13 protein-coding genes are annotated in these 14,633 nt (G+C 64.5%); 5 read left to right on the forward strand and 8 right to left on the reverse strand.

Going from position 1 to position 14,633, the window contains the following annotated elements:
• The first annotated feature begins 42 nt into the window (after window positions 1–42).
• From QQM37_RS05500 to QQM37_RS05520, 5 genes are read left to right on the forward strand one after another with little or no spacing between them, the layout of a single operon-like run.
• On the forward strand, window positions 43–1,350 hold the full coding sequence (locus tag QQM37_RS05500) for an ABC transporter substrate-binding protein (RefSeq protein WP_285725584.1): 1,308 nt from the start codon (window positions 43–45) through the stop codon (window positions 1,348–1,350).
• 2 nt (window positions 1,351–1,352) lie between these two features.
• Window positions 1,353–2,387 carry a carbohydrate ABC transporter permease gene (locus QQM37_RS05505; RefSeq protein ID WP_285725585.1) on the forward strand — a complete coding sequence of 345 codons (1,035 nt, stop codon included), beginning with the start codon at window positions 1,353–1,355 and terminating at the stop codon, window positions 2,385–2,387.
• A 1-nt stretch (window position 2,388) separates the two neighbouring features.
• Entirely contained in the window at window positions 2,389–3,273 is an 885-nt protein-coding gene (locus QQM37_RS05510) for a carbohydrate ABC transporter permease (RefSeq protein ID WP_285725586.1), read from the forward strand.
• Between the two features lie 6 nt (window positions 3,274–3,279).
• Complete coding sequence (locus QQM37_RS05515; protein ID WP_285725587.1) at window positions 3,280–4,551, forward strand: family 4 glycosyl hydrolase; 1,272 nt, start codon at window positions 3,280–3,282, stop codon at window positions 4,549–4,551.
• Window positions 4,548–5,588 carry an N-acetylglucosamine kinase gene (locus QQM37_RS05520; protein ID WP_285725588.1) on the forward strand — a complete coding sequence of 347 codons (1,041 nt, stop codon included), beginning with the start codon at window positions 4,548–4,550 and terminating at the stop codon, window positions 5,586–5,588. The genes QQM37_RS05515 and QQM37_RS05520 overlap by 4 nt, the downstream gene beginning before the upstream one ends.
• Window positions 5,589–5,685: 97 nt before the next feature.
• Here the strand turns inward: QQM37_RS05520 and manD are convergent, their stop codons facing one another.
• From manD to QQM37_RS05560, 8 genes are read right to left on the reverse strand one after another with little or no spacing between them, the layout of a single operon-like run.
• The gene (manD, locus tag QQM37_RS05525; protein ID WP_285725589.1) at window positions 5,686–6,918 is read right to left on the reverse strand and encodes a D-mannonate dehydratase ManD; all 1,233 of its coding nucleotides are present in this window, start codon (window positions 6,916–6,918) and stop codon (window positions 5,686–5,688) included.
• Window positions 6,915–8,201 (reverse strand): mannitol dehydrogenase family protein, encoded by a 1,287-nt coding sequence (locus QQM37_RS05530; RefSeq protein ID WP_285725590.1) that lies wholly within the window; start codon window positions 8,199–8,201, stop codon window positions 6,915–6,917. Before QQM37_RS05530 ends, manD begins: the two co-directional genes overlap by 4 nt.
• Window positions 8,202–8,227: 26 nt before the next feature.
• A complete protein-coding gene (gene uxaC, locus QQM37_RS05535) occupies window positions 8,228–9,694 on the reverse strand; it encodes a glucuronate isomerase (protein ID WP_285725591.1) in 1,467 nt (488 codons plus the stop codon).
• Window positions 9,691–10,611, reverse strand: a complete 921-nt coding sequence (locus tag QQM37_RS05540) for a sugar phosphate isomerase/epimerase family protein (RefSeq protein ID WP_285725592.1) — start codon at window positions 10,609–10,611, stop codon at window positions 9,691–9,693. Before QQM37_RS05540 ends, uxaC begins: the two co-directional genes overlap by 4 nt.
• Window positions 10,608–11,846 carry a Gfo/Idh/MocA family protein gene (locus QQM37_RS05545; RefSeq protein ID WP_285725593.1) on the reverse strand — a complete coding sequence of 413 codons (1,239 nt, stop codon included), beginning with the start codon at window positions 11,844–11,846 and terminating at the stop codon, window positions 10,608–10,610. The genes QQM37_RS05540 and QQM37_RS05545 overlap by 4 nt, the downstream gene beginning before the upstream one ends.
• Window positions 11,843–12,667 carry a sugar phosphate isomerase/epimerase family protein gene (locus QQM37_RS05550; RefSeq protein ID WP_285725595.1) on the reverse strand — a complete coding sequence of 275 codons (825 nt, stop codon included), beginning with the start codon at window positions 12,665–12,667 and terminating at the stop codon, window positions 11,843–11,845. The genes QQM37_RS05545 and QQM37_RS05550 overlap by 4 nt, the downstream gene beginning before the upstream one ends.
• Window positions 12,668–13,600, reverse strand: coding sequence for a carbohydrate ABC transporter permease (locus QQM37_RS05555; RefSeq protein ID WP_285725596.1), 933 nt, complete (start codon window positions 13,598–13,600; stop codon window positions 12,668–12,670).
• Window positions 13,597–14,631 (reverse strand): carbohydrate ABC transporter permease, encoded by a 1,035-nt coding sequence (locus QQM37_RS05560; RefSeq protein ID WP_285725597.1) that lies wholly within the window; start codon window positions 14,629–14,631, stop codon window positions 13,597–13,599. The genes QQM37_RS05555 and QQM37_RS05560 overlap by 4 nt, the downstream gene beginning before the upstream one ends.
• Window positions 14,632–14,633 lie beyond the last annotated feature (2 nt).

Here is a 14,633-nt window from a genome sequence, read left to right on the forward strand (position 1 = left end):
CGTCTATCCCCACGCACCACCCGTTCGGCCATGATCTCAGCAATGACCGTGACCTTGGTCAGTTCGCTGGCACTGACTGCCTGTGGCGGCATCGGCACCGCCTCCTCCAGTCAGGCTGCTGCGGCACCCTCATCCGATGAGAAAGTGACCATCACTGTCTGGAGCAAGTTTGCTGGCCGCGAGCTGACCGCGGTCAATGCCGTGCTGGACAAATTCCACCAGCTTCACCCCAACATCACGGTTAAAAGTGAAGGCAGCCAGGACGACGACAAAATCACCCAGGCGATCCGTGGCGGGAATTCCCCGGACGTTGCCATCTCCTTCACTACCGATAACATCGGCCAGTTCTGCACCTCCGGTTCGTTCCAGAATTTGCAGCCCTATCTGGACCGGGACAAGGTTGATCTGAATCAGATCCCCCAGGCCACCCGCGACTACACCTCATTCCAGGGGAACCGGTGCGCGATGCCGATGCTGGCCGACGTCTACGGCCTCTACTACAACAAGAAAATGTTTGAAGCCGCCGGAATCAGCTCACCGCCGAAGACCATGAGCGAGCTCGCCGCAGATGCCAAGAAGCTCACGCAGTTCAACCCCGATGGCAGCATCAAGGTTGCCGGCTTTGTGCCCACCCCCGGCTTCTACGAAAACACCATCCAGACTCTGGCCCCTCAGTTCGGCGCCGTATGGCGCACCAATGACGGAAAATCGGCGTTGTCCACCAACCCCGCCTGGTCCACCATGCTCAACTGGCAGAAAGACCTCACCTCGTTTTACGGCGCAGGAAAACTCACCCAGTTCACCGCTGCCGCAGGCCAGGAATACTCCGCCGACAACAACTTCGAAACCGGAAAAACGGCCATGATGGTAGACGGAGAATTCCGCACGGCCTTCATCGATGCCGAAGCGCCGGACCTGAACTACGCGACGGCGCCCTTCCCGGTGTCCGATGATCACCCGGAGCTGTATGGCACCGCCTACACCACAGGCACGATCATCGGCATTCCCAAGGGCGCTAAAAACGCCGGTGCCGCCTGGGAGCTGGTCAAGTACCTCAGCACCAATACCGACGCCCTGGTCGATCTGACAAACTCCCTCAAAAACGTGCCGACAACCGTAGATTCCGCAGCTTCACCCAACCTGAAAGTCACCCCACAGTTCCAGACGTTCCTGGATCTGTTCAAGGGTGGCAAGCTGCAGAACAACCCCTCCTCCAACAACGGGGGCGCCTATCTCAAGGTGGCGCAGGATTTCGCCCTGAAATACGTCTCCGGTGGTGCCTCTGACCTGGCGGCAGGTCTCAAGGACGTCGATACGCAAATCGACAATCTCTCCACACTGGGGCACTGACTATGAGCACCACCTCAACCGGTCTGGCACCCGCGCCGCAGCGCGCGGATGCCAGAGGGCATTCTCCGGACAGCGGGCCCCGCGCCGCAAAGGCCAGTGGCAAAAAAATCAACGGCAACCGAGCGAAACGGCGTCTGGTGGTGTTGGCATTCATGGCACCCTGGATCATCGGCCTCACCGTCTTCTTCCTCTACCCGTTGCTCACCACTGCCTACTATTCGCTGACGAACTTCGATCTGATCAACGATCCGACCTGGGCCGGATTCAACAATTTCGTCTACATGTTCACCCGAGACCCGCTGATGTGGAAGGCGATCGGCAACACTGTCTGGCTGACCATTGCCATCACGGTGGGCCGGGTGGGTTTCGGGCTGATCACCGCCATCGTGCTGACCAAGATCAAACGAGGTTCAGGGCTCTTCCGCACCGTGTTCTACCTGCCTGCGCTGGCTCCACCGGTGGCGGCAGCTTTGGCTTTCGTCTTTATCCTCAACCCCTCCACGGGCCCGCTCAACCAGTTCCTGAGCCTTATTGGCATCCAGGGTCCGCTCTGGTTCAACGACCCGGCCTTCGCGAAGCCCGCACTGACCGTCATGGCACTATGGACCTCCGGGACGGTCATGGTGATTCTGCTCGCCTCTTTGCTGGACGTGCCAACGGAGTTATATGAGGCGGCCGGGCTCGATGGCGCTGGACCGTGGAAGCAATTCAGGCACATCACGCTACCGTCCATCGCCCCGGTGCTGACCTTCGCGGTGGTCAATTCGATCATCGTCGGTCTGCAGTTCTTCACCGAAGCCGTGGTGGCCGGTTCGGTTGCCTCCGGAAGCTCCCAGGTAGCGGGATCATCCCTGTCCATCGGCTACCCGGACAACTCCACCATGACCTTTCCCATGTGGCTCTACGAACAGGGCTTCCATCAGTTCCACATGGGCTACGCCTCAGCCATGGCCATTGCCCTGTTTCTGGTCAGTGCACTGTTCACAGTAATTCTGGTGCGGCGGATGCGCTCCGCTGGCATCGGCGAGGAGGAATGAGATGGCTATGACCACCGTGTCCGCCAGAGGAACACAGGCAGCACCGCGACGTGCCAGCCGTCGGGGGCAAAAGGTTCTTGCCTGGGTCGGTACGCACGCGATCGCCATCGTGCTGGCTCTGGCCTTCATCGGGCCCATCCTGTTCATCCTGCTCACCGCCCTGATGAGTGACCAACAGGCCCTGACCAAGGATCTCTGGCCCGCCTCTTGGCACTGGGAGAACTTCGTCTCGGTGTTCCAGCAGGCACCCATGCTGAGCTATTTCGGCAACTCGCTGCTCTATGCCGGTCTGGCGACGCTCCTGATGCTCCTTTCAAGCGTTCCGGTGGCCTATGCACTCTCGCGGATGAAGTGGAGAGGTCGGAATGCCATGTTCTATCTGGTGATCGTCGCGATGCTGCTTCCTCCACAGGTGATTGCCGTGCCGATGTATGTGCTCTGGGCCAAAATGGGTCTGACTGGCACGCTGTGGCCGCTGATTCTGCCGAACCTGTTCGGTGACGCCTTCAGCATCTTTCTGCTGCGCCAGTTCCTGATCACCATCCCCCAGAGCTACTCGGACTCTGCACGGGTAGATGGAGCGTCGGAGCTGGGCATCCTGTTCCGGGTAATCCTGCCGATGGCAAAACCCGGCATCGCCGCAGCCGCGCTTTTCAGCTTCCTGAACACCTGGAATGACTACTTCGGCCCGCTGCTCTACACCGGCGAGAACCAGAGCAACTGGACCCTGTCCCTGGGCCTGGCGTCGTTCCGCGGCGTGCACCAGGTGCAGTGGAATCTCACCATGGCGGCAACCGTGCTGGTGATGCTCCCCCTGATCATTTTGTTCTTCTTCGCCCAGAAACAGTTCATCGAGGGCATCAAATTCTCCGGCGTGAAAGGTTAGTTCATCGTGAAAGTCACTGTTGTCGGCGGAGGTTCCACCTACACCCCCGAGCTGGTGGATGGGATTTCCCGACTCCGCTCAGTCCTGGACATCAGCGAACTGTGGCTTGTGGATCCAGCCCAGGACAGGCTGAAGCTGGTTGGCGGAATCTCGCAGCGCATTCTTGACCATGCCGGACACCCAGGTCGCATCCACACCACCTCGGATCTGGAGGCGGGTGTGGCGGATGCCGATGTGGTCCTGATCCAGTTGCGCATTGGCGGGCAGCGGGCGCGTCAGGGTGATGAGACCTGGCCGCATGAGGCATGCTGCATCGGCCAGGAAACCACAGGCCCGGGCGGCCTTGCCAAGGCCCTGCGCACGGTTCCCGCGGTGCTCAGGGTGGCCGAGGCGGTCAGGAAACATGCCCGGCCGGATGCCTGGATCGTTGACTTCACTAACCCGGTGGGCATTGTCACCCGGGCGCTGTTAGAAGCTGGCCACCGTGCGGTGGGCCTGTGCAATGTCGCCATCGGATTCCAGCGCAAATTTGCGCAGATGCTGGGAGTCGACTCTTCGTCGGTGTCCCTGGCACATCTGGGTCTGAACCATCTGAGCTGGGAACGCGGCGTGCTGGTCGATGGCGAGGACGTCCTCCCCAGGCTGCTGACCGATCGTCTGCAGGAGCTTGCCGATCAGGTGCACCTGCCAGGATCGCTGCTGACTCTGCAGGGGGCCGTACCCTCCTATTACCTGCGCTATTTCTATGCCCACGACGAGGTATTGGCGGAGCAACTCCGCGAAGGGACCCGGGCGGAGGCCGTGATGGCGGTGGAGGCAGCCCTGCTGGAAAAGTATGCAGACCCAACGGTGGTGACCAAGCCGGAGGAACTCGCCTCCCGGGGTGGAGCGTACTACTCGGAAGCAGCGGTGGATCTGATGGCTTCTCTGATCAGCGATCGTGGCGATGTCCAGGTGGTCAATCTTCGCAATAACGGCGCGATGCCGTTTCTCCCCGATGACCAGGTGATCGAGGTTCCCGCCCGCATCGGTGCCCAGGGTCTCCAGATTCAGCCGGTGGGTGAGATCCCGGAAGAGATGGCTGGCCTGATATCCGGTGTGGCCCGTTACGAGCGCCTGGCGCTCGATGCCGCCCTCTACTCCACGCCCGCGGACGGCAGGGACCGGGTGGTACGGGCTCTGCTGGCGCACCCTCTGGTCGGTCAGTTCGACCGGGCCGAGAAGCTGGCGGACCTTCTCCTCGCGGCAAACCGGGATCACCTGGCGTGGGCACGGTGAGGGCTGCAACGACCCACGACGTTTCCCAGCAGGGAGACCTGACCGCCACCTCCGGGGTCCTCGCGATCGATGGCGGAGGGTCCAAGACTGACGTCGTCGTGCTCTCCCTGGAGGGCGCGTTACTGGCCCGCGAACGGGGCACGGGCACCAACCCGCAGGTCATCGGAGTCCGGGAATCGGTGGTAGTGCTTGATGGGCTGGTGGAGCGGGCCCTGACCAGGGCACCGGTGACCCTGCTGGGAAGCAGCGTGTACCTAGCTGGCATGGACCTTCCGGCGGAGATCGCCACTTTCCGCCGTGCTGCCGCCGCACAATCCTGGCTCAGCGATGCCTCTGTGGTGGACGTTGACCTGTTTGCACTGCTGCGGGCCGGGACCAGTGCTCCGGATGCCGTAGCCGTGGTCTGTGGCACCGGCATCAATGCGGTGGGAGTCAGGGCCGACGGCGCCACCTCACGGTTCGCTTCCCTGGGCAGAGTCTCCGGGGACTGGGGCGGCGGCGGGGACCTCGGCGCCGAAGTCCTCTGGCATGCCGTCCGGGCAGAAGACGGACGGGGTCCGCAGACCGCTCTGCGCGAGCTGGTGTTGAGGCATTGCTCGGCGTCGTCGGTCGGTGAGCTGGTGCAGTCCCTGCACTTCGGGCACGTGCCAGCGCGGACGGTGACCGGGCTGGCACCGCTGCTCTTTGAGGCAGCGGAGTCGGGCGATCCGATTGCCGCTTCGGTGGTGGACCGGCAGGCTGAGGAGATCGCCACCATGGCAGTGACCTCGCTGCGGCGCCTGGACCTACTGGACCGATCGGTACCCGTGGTGCTGGGCGGCAGCGTGCTTGCTGCCTCCCATCCCGGCCTGATCGGCGGCATCGAACGTGCGCTCGCCGGACGGGCTCCTCTGGCCCATATTGAGCTGGTGACGGCACCTCCCATCCTCGGGGCGGGCCTGCTGGCACTTGAACATGTGGGTGCCGACGGGCGGGCTGTGGCTCGAGCGGCGAGGGAACTGTCCGCTCCCGGGCTGGCCACCGGAATCGCCCGCTGAGCCGGACCCAACCGGCGTCGAGTGTCGAGATAGTGCTGGAAACCCGCGGTTTTCCAGCACTATCTCGACACTCGACGCGGCTTGAGGGGTTGCGGGTTTACCAGTCGTGCACGGTCCCGTCGGCAAGCCGGTTGTAGGGCAGGTACGCCTGCTGGTACGGGTAGGCGGCCGCAGCCTCCTCGTTCAGCGTCACACCCAGGCCGGGAGCCTCCGGATCCAGACGGATCAGGCCCCCGGTGAAGCTCAGCGTCTGCTCGAAGACCGTGTTGGTGGCCTCGGAATGCAGCATGAACTCCTGAATGCCATAGTTGTGGATCGCGAGCCCCACATGACACTGCGCAGCAAAGCCGACCGGGGAGATATCGGTGGGCCCGTGGAAACCGGACTTGATCTGGTACTGCGCCGCGTAATCCATGACCTTCTTCAGCGGTGAAATACCGCCAAAGTGCGTGGACGCAGCCCGGACGTAGTCAATGAGCTGCTCCTTGATGAGCGCCTGGAAGTCCCACACCGTGTTGAAGATTTCCCCGATGGCCAGCGGGGTGGTGGTGTGCTGACGGACCAGCCGCAGCGCCTCCTGGTTCTCTGCCGGGGTGCAGTCTTCCAGCCAGAACAGATCGTAGGGCTCCAGCGACTTGCCCAGCCTGGCGGCCTGGATAGGGGTCATCCGGTGGTGGCCGTCGTGGAGCAGCGGAAGGTCCGGGCCGAACTCGTTGCGGACAGCTTCGAAAACGGTGGGCAGGTGTTTCAGGTACGCACGGGTGTCCCAGTCCTCCTCCGCCGGAAACGCTCCACGGCCAGCCGGCTCATAGTCGTAGCGCTCCCCCGAGGACTGCTCCTGGGCGGCGATGCCGTAAATCGCCTTGAGCCCCGGAATCGCACTCTGGATGCGCACCGAGGTGTGCCCTTCCTCCAGGTTCTCCCGCACCGAATCGAACAGCTCCGGCAGGTCCCGGCCCGAGGCATGGCCGTAAGTGCGCAGACCCATCCGGGAAGCTCCACCGAGCAGTTGGTACACCGGCATTCCGGCGGCCTTGCCCTTGATGTCCCACAGGGCCATATCCACGGCGGCGATGGCGGCCATGGTGACCGGGCCGCGACGCCAGTAGGCGCTGCGGTAGAGGAACTGCCAGGTGTCCTCGATCCGCTGCGGGTCGCGGCCGATCAGCAGCTGGCAGACATGCTCGCTCAGATAACTCGCAACGGCGAGTTCCCGACCGTTGAGGGTCGCATCGCCGATGCCGGTCAGACCCTCATCGGTGGTGATTTTGAGTGTCACGAAATTGCGTGACGGACTGGTGACAATAACGTCGGCAGCGACGATTTTCATGATGGGTCCTTTACAGATTCGATATGAGCAGTCGAGGTTGACGAGTCAACCGATGGCGAGTCAGTCAGAGCATCCGCAAGCTCGCCATCGAGCACCCGGAGCAGTTCCTGACGGGGATCCGCGCTCTGCAGCGCCGCATCCAGGGCGGCATCCTCCGCATCGGGACTACGCAGTCCCGCGAGCAGAGCCTCCACCCAGGCCTCCACGAGGCGCAGTGCGCCCCGCCCAGAGCGGCCGGCGGCGCGCTCGGCCCGCCACAACGGCAAGGCCCGCACCCGTAGCTTGGCCACCGAGTCCTGAGCGATCTGAGCCAGCAGATGTTCAATGCGGGCATTGCCGAAGCGAGCCAGCAGGTCCTCTCCGTAGCTTTCCGCCTCCACGTCCTCCGGCAGGTGGGCGGCAGCCTCGACCCAGAAATCCCGCACCGCGGCAAGAAGTTCCGGGTCCGCTACCGCTTGCGCCACGGTGCTGTGACCGCGAAGCCGTCCGGCGTTGGCCAACAGGGTGTGCGCCCCATTGAGCATCCAGAGTTTGCGCTGTTCCCAGGGAGCCAGCTCGGTAACAAAGCGCGCACCGACGCTCTCCCACTGGGGTCTTCCGGCCGGGAAATCGCCCTCCAGAATCCAACTGCGGTAAGGCTCACAGACCACCGGGGCGGCATCGAACCATCCAGTGGCCGCCTCCACATCAGCCAGCTCGGCGGCCGTCGTCCGCGGCGTGATGCGGTCCACCGAGGTGGAGACAAAGCTGACCGAGCGCTCCAGCCAGTCCGCAAACCCGGCTTCCACACCCGTAGTGACGGCCTTGCGGGCCAGCTGGCCATTGCCGCTGAGATTGTCACAGGGCATCACGGCCAGCGGGCCGGCGCCCGCAGCAAACCTGGCTTCCAGGCCGCGGCGTAGCGCCCGCAAGGCCGGGGCATCCGGCGCGTACCCGGCTTCGGTCACGGTCAGGCTCACGATGGCGGTCTCCGGCGCAGCGATCAGCTCCACCAGGCGCTCCAGGCCTGCCGCACTGGACCCGTCACCCACCTCGACGAGCGGCCAGATCACCTCAAAGCTATCCGTCTCCGGCCCGCGCTCGATGAGGGTGAACAGACCCTCCTGCGGTTCCAGCACCTCCGCCGCAGCGGGGCTGCGCATGGTGAACGCCGCCACCCCCCAGGCTTCGGCATCGGACGCGTGCTGGGTATACCAGAGCTGGTGGGCCCGGTGAAAGGCACCGAGGCCCAGATGCACCATCCGCACCGGCGGCTCCGGCAGCTGGATCGCGGGCCGGTTCAATCGGGTGGATGACTCCTCCGTGGCGCTCACAGTTTGAAGACCCGTCGGGGAGCACCATCCACCAGATCCACGATGATCTGTGCGGCACGCTCCGCCGTGACCCGGCGTTCCGTCACCAGGCGAGCCAGAAAAGCCGCTTCCACGCGTCGGGAGGCGTCATGACGGGCCGGGATGGAGCAGAAGGCGCGGGTGTCATCGACAAAGCCGGAGCTCCGCGAGAACCCGGCGGTCTCGGTGACCGCCGCCCGGAAGCGCAGCATGGCATCCGGGGCATCCAGGAACCACCAGGGAGCGCCGATGAACACGGAGGGGTAGAACCCGGCCAGCGGTGCCAGTTCCCGGGAGAACACCGTCTCATCGAGCGTGAACAGCGCCAGATGGAAGGGGTTGTCGGTCCCGGCCCCGGCATCGCCAAAGTCGTTGAGCAGCTGCCGCAAGCCCTCGGTGTAGCCGATGGCGAAGGGGATGTCGTGCCCCGTATCCGCGCCATACTGCGCGAAGGACGGCCCGTGATGGTTGCGGAAGGAGCCCGGATGCAGGGTCATGGTCAGCCCGTCTTCCACGCACATCCTGGCCATCTGGTAGATCATGTGCCCTTCGAAGGCATCCCGGTCCGCCGCAGAGAGACCGCCACGGATGGCCGCCTCGAACAGCGATTCCGCTTCCTTCTCGCCCAGCTTCAGGGTCAGCGGGGTGCGGACGCCGTGATCGGCGGAGACGGCGCCGTGCTCAATGAAGTACCGACGCCGGTTTTCCAGGGCACGCAGGTATCCGCGGTACCCCACGGAGCCCTCGCCGGCCTCTGCCACGAGCCGCTCCACCCGGTCCGCAAACCCTGCGGCATGGGCGTTGATATAGGCATCGGGGCGGAAGGTCGGCAGCACTCGCCCGGCAAAGGAGGGGTCGGCGGCCAGTTCGGCATGTGCCTGGAGGGTATCCAGCGGATCATCCGTGGTGGCGAGCACCTCGATGTTGAAGGATTCCAGCAAGGCGCGCGGCCGGAACGATTCCTGAGCCAGAATGCCGGTCAGCTGGTCGTAGAGCGCGTCCGCGTTCTGCTCGGAGATCGCGGAGTCGTCCAGGCCGAAGACGCTGACGAATTCGGAGCGCAGCCAGTACCCGGAGGCCGTTCCGTCAAACAGCGGCCAGGCTGCACAGAAGCGGCGCCATACCTCCCGGGAATCAGCCCCGGAGGCGGTCCCGACGCCCAGATCAGCCAGCGAGACCCCGGAGGAGTGGATCAGCCGGGTCACATAGTGATCCGGGCTGATCAACAACTCTGCGGGGTCACCGAACGGTTGGTTCTCCAGCAGCATGGAGGCGGCAACGTGGCCGTGCGGGGACAGGATGGGCAGCTGCTCCACCAGCGCGTGCAGCTCCCGGGCCACCGCCCGGACCGCAGGATCCGCCGGGAAAAGGCGGTCCGGGTCCAGGGCGATGGAGTCCAGGGCGATGGAGCCGGAGGCCACGGGAGCATCAGATGACGTGCTCACTGGGCTGCCTCCCAGGCCCGCCGCATGTATTCCAGGTTGAACGCCGTGCGCTCGGCCAACGGCAGCACGGTGGAGAAGTCCTCCAGGGTGACCCAGCCGTCATAGCCAAACTCACGCAGGGTGCGCAGGTACTCCACCACGGAGTGGATGCCCTCATTGATCGGTGCCCACTCATGGTGCCAGGCTGCGGTGGCGAAGGGGTCGCTCTCCCCCAAAGCCTCCGCCGAAGCCGACGGGGCGTCATCGCGCACCCACACACCATTTTTCACATGCACATGGGCCAGATAGGGCCCGAGCAGCTGGAAGGCTGCCAGGTGATCCTCATAGCCTTCAATCTGCAGGTTGCCCAGGTCATGGATCACGCCTACCTGCTCCGGGTCCAGTCCGTCCAGCAGGCGCATCGCGGAGGAGGCCGATGCCGTCAGCGTGTTGTGGTGCAACTCCACCAGAGCCTTCACGCCGTGCTCCTTGGCCCGGCCGGCCACCCACTGGAAGTCCTTGCGCGCCTGCTCAAACAGCTCCGGCTGCGCGATGCCGCTGGCCGGACGCCCGTTCCAGGACACCGTTCCCAGTGCGGGAACCACCACGCGGACCTGCGAGGCACCCCAGGCAGCGGTGGCGGCCAGCATGCGCTCAACATCCTCGTGCTGGGTGCATGGGACGTAGCCGCCGATGCCGGAAACCTCCAGCCCGGCCGCCTCGCCCAGGGCGCGCAGCCGTGGCACTTCGGCCTCAAGCCCGGCCAGCGGGATGCTGGCCAGATTCCCGGCCCAGAAACCGGGGCCTTCGCCCTCGGGAGCGGGCGACTGGTCGGTGACCCGCCATTCGATGCCGTCCCAGCCCTGGCGGGCCAGTTCGGTGACCGCCTGCTCAGGGGTCCAGTCGGGGGTGGATGCGGTGAAGACGGAGAACTTCATGCGCTGACCTCCTGATCTGAGGCGGCCTCATCCGAAGAAACGGCGTCAGGAACGGAGGCTCCCGGAACCGAGACCACCACATCGTCGTATTTTCCGGCCAACACATCGTCAAAGAGCACGCTGCGACCCAGGGTTGCGGAGATGTAGACGGCGCGAACACAGGCCAGGGCGTTGACGGCGTCGCTGACCCGGACGCCGGGCACGGCACCGGTCTGCAGGGCAGTGATCACGTTCCGGTACTGACGGGCGTGACCCACGGGGTATACCGTCGGATCGGCGACCTCCGGTGCCTCCTCGGCATAGCCGGCCAGCGCCTCCTCCGCCTGGTTTCCGCCACCCTGAAGCCCCATCCGGGCGTCCTCGGACTGCTCCGCGGAGGCGTGGAAGTAGACCAGGCGGTCGTTGTCGATCCGGGCGGAGCCGAGCGAACCCATCAGCTGCACCGAGGCGCTCAGGCCCGGGTACGCCGCCGTCGTAGCATGCAGAACGGCCAGGGCACCTGATTCAAAGCTGATCACTGCGGCTGCGGTGTCTTCCACCTCAATGTCGCGGTGGGCCAGCAGTCCGGCATGGGCCGTGATGGACACCGGTTTGCCGAGGAACCAGAGCAGCAGATCCACGGTGTGCACGCCCTGGTTCATCAGGGCCCCGCCGCCATCCATGGCCCAGGTGCCACGCCAGTCACCGGAATCGTAGTAAGACTGGGAGCGCCACCAGGCGATCGAGGCGATCGCGGAGGTCAGGGTTCCGAAACTGCCGGCGGCCACGGCGTCTGCCACGGCCTGGCTGGCCGGATCGAAACGGTGCTGGCTGATCACGGTGGCCAGCTGCCCCTTGGCTTCGGCCGCCAGGGCAGCCGCTTCGATCTGCTGCGCCTGGCGGAGGTCCACGTCGAGCGGCTTTTCGATCACCACATGCTTACCGGCCGCCAGCACCTCGAGGGCGCCGGAGATGTGCAGGCCACTGGGCGTAGCCAGCACAAAGAGATCGGCGACACGCTCGCCTGACGGCTCGCTGGCGGCTAGCGCCTCCGCGATGGAGGAATAGTGCGCCAGCTCACCGGCCCGCCCGCCAATCCACTCGGTGAGGGCCTCGCGGGCCGGAACGATCGGATCGACCAGTGCGGTCAACTCCAGCTCGGGCTGTTCCAGCACCACGGCGGCGTGGGTGCGACCGATCGCACCACAGCCGACAATGGCGACGCGGATCTTCTGCCGAGTCTGTTCGGTACTCATGCGGTGGCCAGCCCTTCGTCGGCGAGAACGCGGGCGAAGGCCCGTGCGGCGACGCCGAACGCTGCCGGGCCGGAGAAGCCTCCGGTGGCGAAAGCATCGGCGAGGTGTGGTTCCAGCGAGGCGAATCCCTCGTAGCCGGAATCCCGGAGCGCGCGGACGGTGTCGGCCAGCTGGCCGTCTCCCTCGCCCGCCGGAGTCACCTGGGCGTCGGCCAGGCGGGCGTCCTTGACCTGCACGTAGTCCAGGTAGGGGCGCAGCATCTCGTAGGCCTCGGTGAACGGCCGGACGCCGACCTGCACAAAGTTCGCGGCATCCCAGGCCACGCGCAGCGCCGGTGAATCGACGCTCTGGATGATGTCCAGCACGCGGGACGGAATGTCGCCGAAGATGTCCTTCTCGTTCTCGTGCAGCAGCACCACTCCGGCCTCTTCGGCGCGGGCGGCGAGTGCGCGCATCCGTTCGATCACGGCGTCACGCACCGCGGCGGCATCGCCCTCGTAGTAGAAGGAAAAGATCCGGATGTACTGAGTTCCCAGCACCTTGGCGGCGTTGATCGCCGCATCCAGGCGGTTGAGCTCATGTTCCACGGGCAGATCCACTGAGACCTTGCCGATCGGTGAGGCGATGGCTGAAACACTCATGCCGCGCACATCCAGCACCGCTTTGAGGTCCGCGAGTTGCTCCGCGGAGAGCGAGACGATATTCACCCCCCAGGCGCTGCGTACCTCGATGTAGCGTGCTCCCAGTGCCTGGAGTACGGCCACCTGGACATGCGGATCCTGGTCTATTTCGTCCCCGAATCCTGAAAGTACCCAGCTCACTTACTTCACTCCTCCGGCGGTCAGACCGCCCACTAGATAGCGTTGGAATATCAGATAAAGAATCACGACGGGCGCCGCACAGACCAGGGCGGAGGCCATCATCTGGCCGTAGTACGGGATGGCACCACCCTCGGTGGACGCTCCGAAGAGTTGCAGTGCAACGGCTGCCGTCTGGCTGTCCGGGCGCGTCATCACCGAGGCGAAGAGCACATCGTTCCAGCCCAGCAGGAAGGCGAAAATCCCCGAGACCACGATGCCGGGCCAGGACAACGGGACGATGATCTTGAACAGCACGCCCAGGTTGCTGGCCCCGTCGATCCGCGCCGCTTCTTCCAGCTCACGCGGCAGGCCGCGCAGGTAGGTCACCATGACCCAGGTGGAGAACGGCAGGGCGAAGGTCAGATAGGTCAGGAACAATCCCCACTGGGTACCGATCACCGTGATGCCCAGATAGGTTTTGGCCGAGGAAAAGACCACGAACACCGGCAGCAGCATGAGCGTGCCCGGAACCGACTGCAGGCCCAGCAGGCCACGCAGAATGGTGATCCGGCCGACGAAGGTGTACCGGACCAGCACATAGGCGGTGCCCACGGACATGGCCGCGGACACCACCGCGGTGCAACCGGCCACCAGAACACTGTTGATCAGGCCATTGGCCAGGCCGACGTTGACCCAGATCTTGCTGTAGTTCTCCAGAGTCCAGGACTCAGGCCAGAAATCGCCCCTGGCAATCGAGGAATCGTTGTTCAGCGAGGCCAGGAAGATGTAGAGCAGCGGAAGCAGCACAGCGGCACAGAGCACCGCGATGATGACGATCAGCAGGGGGCGTGGCAGAAGCCGCAGGACCTCCTGCTGACGGACGTTCTTCCGACTGGGTACCTCCGAGGCGGTGTCCCGCACCGCAGAACGGTGGCTGACTGAGGTGGCGCTCATACCGATGCCTCCTGATTCTGGCCGACGACGTTCTGGCCGGCGACTGCCGAGCGGACCCGCCGGTTACGGGCTTTCCTGGGCTTTCCGGGCTGGTCGCCGCCGTCATCGAGCTTCACCACGCGCAGATAGGCGAGCAGCGGGATCAGGATGAGGATCAGGGACATCAGGGCCATGGCGGCACTCAGCCCAAACCGGAAGCTCTGGAAGCTCATGGTGTAGGTCAGGGCCGGAAGGACCTCGACGTCGCTGGGAGCGGGAATACCAAAGAGTACGAACGGCAGGGTGAAGTTATTGATGTTGTGCAGCATGCCGACCAGGATGGCCAGCGACAGCGGGCCACGCAGGTAGGGGAAAACCACATAGCGCAGTTTGCGCCACCACAGGGCACCATCCAGAGACGCAGCTTCATGCACCTCATGGTCCACAGACTGCAGGCCGGTGAGGGTCATGATGTAGATGAACGGCCAAGTGGCCCAGATCTGTACCAGGATCAGCGTCCAGTAGCTGTTCGGCCCATTGAGCCACAGGCCGGGGTGGATTCCCACCACGGCAAGGACCTTGTCCACGATTCCGTCCGGCTGGAACATGGTGCGCCAGACCGTGGCCACCACGAAGGCGGGCAGCACGTAGGGAATCAGGATGATCGACCGGACCAGCGCCCGGCCCGGGAACTTGTTCTGGGTGGCCAGAGCCGCCGCCACGCCCAGGGGCACGGTGATGATCATGGCCAGAACGGAGTACGAGACGCTGATCCAGATGGCGTGCAGCAGCGGGGTGGAGGTGAGAGCCTCCACGAAGTTGCCGAGGCCGACGAACGGGGCGCTGATCCACTTCCGCAGGGTGTACTGGTCAAGGTTGAGCATGGCGATGTAAATGCCCAGCAGCAACGGCACGATGATGATGACGAACATCAACACTCCACCGGGAATGAGCATCCACAACGGCCGGTTGCGCCGGCTCAGCTCCACATTTTTCTTGACCGGACCGGAACCGCGGACAAGGCTCTGTCTGGTGCCTTCTGTGGTGGTCATGG

It is taken from the genome of Psychromicrobium xiongbiense, from assembly GCF_030271165.1.
In the GTDB taxonomy this organism is placed as follows: domain Bacteria; phylum Actinomycetota; class Actinomycetes; order Actinomycetales; family Micrococcaceae; genus Renibacterium; species Renibacterium xiongbiense.

Coding starts and splice junctions, on each gene's coding strand:
- QQM37_RS05500 (WP_285725584.1), top strand. CDS start 43: ATGACCGTGACCTTGGTCAGTTCGCTGGCACTGACTGCCTGTGGCGGC.
- QQM37_RS05505 (WP_285725585.1), top strand. CDS start 1,353: ATGAGCACCACCTCAACCGGTCTGGCACCCGCGCCGCAGCGCGCGGAT.
- QQM37_RS05510 (WP_285725586.1), top strand. CDS start 2,389: ATGGCTATGACCACCGTGTCCGCCAGAGGAACACAGGCAGCACCGCGA.
- manD (WP_285725589.1), bottom strand. CDS start 6,918: ATGAAAATCGTCGCTGCCGACGTTATTGTCACCAGTCCGTCACGCAAT.
- QQM37_RS05540 (WP_285725592.1), bottom strand. CDS start 10,611: ATGAAGTTCTCCGTCTTCACCGCATCCACCCCCGACTGGACCCCTGAG.
- QQM37_RS05545 (WP_285725593.1), bottom strand. CDS start 11,846: ATGAGTACCGAACAGACTCGGCAGAAGATCCGCGTCGCCATTGTCGGC.
- QQM37_RS05555 (WP_285725596.1), bottom strand. CDS start 13,600: ATGAGCGCCACCTCAGTCAGCCACCGTTCTGCGGTGCGGGACACCGCC.
- QQM37_RS05560 (WP_285725597.1), bottom strand. CDS start 14,631: ATGACCACCACAGAAGGCACCAGACAGAGCCTTGTCCGCGGTTCCGGT.